Annotated in this window: 2 protein-coding genes; both read left to right on the top strand. The window is 71.6% G+C overall.

What is annotated here, in order from left to right:
- On the top strand, positions 1-1,470 hold a 1,470-nt coding region (locus BZL64_RS05955), incomplete at its 5' end, for a M4 family metallopeptidase (protein WP_208639375.1).
- 235 nt (positions 1,471-1,705) lie between these two features.
- A partial coding sequence (locus tag BZL64_RS05960) for a cation:proton antiporter (RefSeq protein WP_086766871.1) occupies positions 1,706-2,845 on the top strand: 1,140 nt, incomplete at its 3' end.

Here is a 2,845-nt window from a genome sequence, read left to right on the forward strand (position 1 = left end):
GGCACCTCCGGCACCGGCACCCTGTTCGCGGACGACAACGATGTCTGGGGCGACGGGACCCCCGGCAACCGCCAGACCGCGGGCGTCGACGTGGCCTTCGGCGCCGCCGCCACCTGGGACTACTTCAAGGACGTGTACGGGCGCAACGGCATCCGCAACGACGGTGTCGCCGCGTACAGCCGGGCCCACTACGGCAACAACTACGTCAACGCCTTCTGGTCCGACGACTGCTTCTGCATGACCTACGGCGACGGCTCCGGCAACGCCAACCCGCTCACCTCGCTCGACGTGGCCGCCCACGAGATGAGTCACGGCGTCACCAGCGCCACCGCCGACCTGACGTACGCGGGCGAGTCCGGCGGGCTCAACGAGGCGACCTCGGACATCTTCGCCGCCGCCGTCGAGTTCCACGCCGGCCTCACCGCCGACGTCCCCGACTATTTCGTCGGCGAGAAGATCGACATCAACGGCGACGGCACCCCGCTGCGCTACATGGACAAGCCCTCCAAGGACGGCTCCTCCCACGACTACTGGAGCTCCGCCCTCGGCGGCGTCGACGTCCACTACTCCTCGGGCCCCGCGAACCACTTCTTCTACCTGCTCTCCGAGGGCAGCGGCACCAAGACCGTCAACGGCGTCGCCTACGACAGCCCGACCTACGACGGCCAGGCCGTCACCGGCATCGGCATCGGGAACGCCGCCGCGATCTGGTACCGCGCGCTGACCACGTACATGACCTCCTCGACGAACTACGCCGGTGCCCGCACCGCCACCCTCCAGGCCGCCGCGGACCTCTTCGGCGCCTACAGCCCCACCTACCTCACCGTCGCCGACGCCTGGGCCGGCATCAACGTCGGCAACCGCATAGCCCTCGGTGTCAACGTCGCCCCGATCGCCGACCAGACCAGCGGCGTCGGCCAGGCGGTCTCCCTCCAGGTGGACGCCTACACCACCAACAGCGGCTCCGCCCTCACCTACGAGGCCGGCGGACTCCCCGACGGCCTGACCATCAGCGGCACCGGACTGATCTCCGGTGTGCCGACCACGACCGGCACCGGCCCGGTCACCGTCACCGTCACCGACGCCACGGGAGCCGCCGCCACCCTGGACTTCGACTGGCGGGTGGCCTACGTGTACGCCACCACCACCCGCGTCGACATCCCGGACGTCGGCGCCGCCGTGGAGTCCCCGATCACCATCAGCGGCCGCAGCGGCAACGCCTCCACGGCCACCGAGGTGTACGTCGACATCGTCCACACCTACCGCGGTGACCTGACGGTGGACCTGGTCGGCCCCGACGGCACCGCCTACTCGCTGCTCAACCGGAGCGGCGGCGGCGCCGACAACGTCGACCAGACCTTCGTCGTCGACGCCTCGGCCCAGCCCGTGGACGGCACCTGGAAACTCCGCGTGCGCGACCTCGCGTCGATCGACGTCGGCTACATCAAGCGCTGGCAGCTCACCCCCTGACGCCGGCTCACCCCTGACGGCAGCCCGGCCGGCCCCCGGACCCCCTCGGGTCCGGGGGCCGGCCGCGCTGAATTGGGTGTCGGACCCGATGGTCCGCGGCACCGGCCGCGTGTGACGGTGGGGAGACCGGGGGCGCCGTACCGGCGCGCACCCCATGACCCCCGAGGAGGACCGCCCATCCATCCCCGTCCCGCGCGACCGTCCCGACTCCCCTTCCGCGGAAGGGAGGTGACCCATGGGACACGCTGACACGCTGCTCGCCCTCGGCGGCGCCTTCCTCGCCGCCGCCTTCCTCGCCCGTCTGGGAAACCGGATCGGCCTGCCGACCATCCCCCTCTTCACCCTCGCCGGAATCCTCCTCGGACCCCACACCCCCGGACTCGTCCTGGTCGAGGACCCCCACGACTTCGAGATGCTGTCGGCGCTCGGCCTGGTCCTGCTGCTGTTCTACCTGGGGCTCGAATTCCACCTCGACGACCTCAGGAAGGGCGGCAGGCGGCTGGCCCTCGCGGGCGGCGGCTATCTGCTGCTGAACGTCGGCGCCGGCCTCGGATTCGGGTTCGCGCTCGGCTGGGGCGCACGGGAGGCCCTCGTCCTCGCCGGCGTACTGGGCATCTCCTCCTCCGCCATCGTCACCAAGATCCTCATCGACCTGGGGCGCCTCGGCCGCCCCGAGACCAGGCTGATCCTCGGCGTGATCGTGGTCGAGGACATCTTCCTGGCGCTCTACCTCGCCGCCCTCCAGCCCGTCATCGGCGGCGCGCACGGGGTCGTGGCGGTTCTGCTCGAGGTCGGCAAGGCCTTCGCGTTCCTGCTGGCGCTGGCCGCCGCGGCCCGCTACGGGACCAAGCTGGTGGGCCGCCTGATCCACGTCCGCGACGACGAAGTCCTCGTCATCAGCTTCCTCGGCGCCGCCGTCCTGGTGGCCGGTGTCTCCGAACTCCTCGGCGTCGCCGACGCCATCGGCGCCTTCATGGTCGGCCTGATCCTCGCCGGGACACCCTCCGCCCCCCGCATCCGCCGGCTCGTCCATCCCCTCAGGGACGCCTTCGCAGCGATCTTCTTCTTCGCCTTCGGACTGGCCATCGACCCCGGCGACTTCGCCGTCGTCGCCGTACCGGTGGCCGTCGCCGTCACCCTCACCGTCGTCATGAACGGGGCGGCCGGCCTGATCGCCGCCCGCCTGCACGGCTACGGCCCCGAACCCGCGGCGAACATCGCCACCACCCTGCTGGCCCGCGGCGAGTTCGCCCTGATCCTCGCAGCCATGGCCGCCGGCGCGGGCCTCGACGAGCGCCTCGCCCCCTTCATCGCCGGGTACGTCCTCGTCCTGGCCGTCCTCGGTCCGGTCGCCGCGGGACGCGTCCCGCTCCTT

Source organism: Streptomyces bobili (assembly GCF_002154575.1).
GTDB lineage: Bacteria > Actinomycetota > Actinomycetes > Streptomycetales > Streptomycetaceae > Streptomyces > Streptomyces bobili.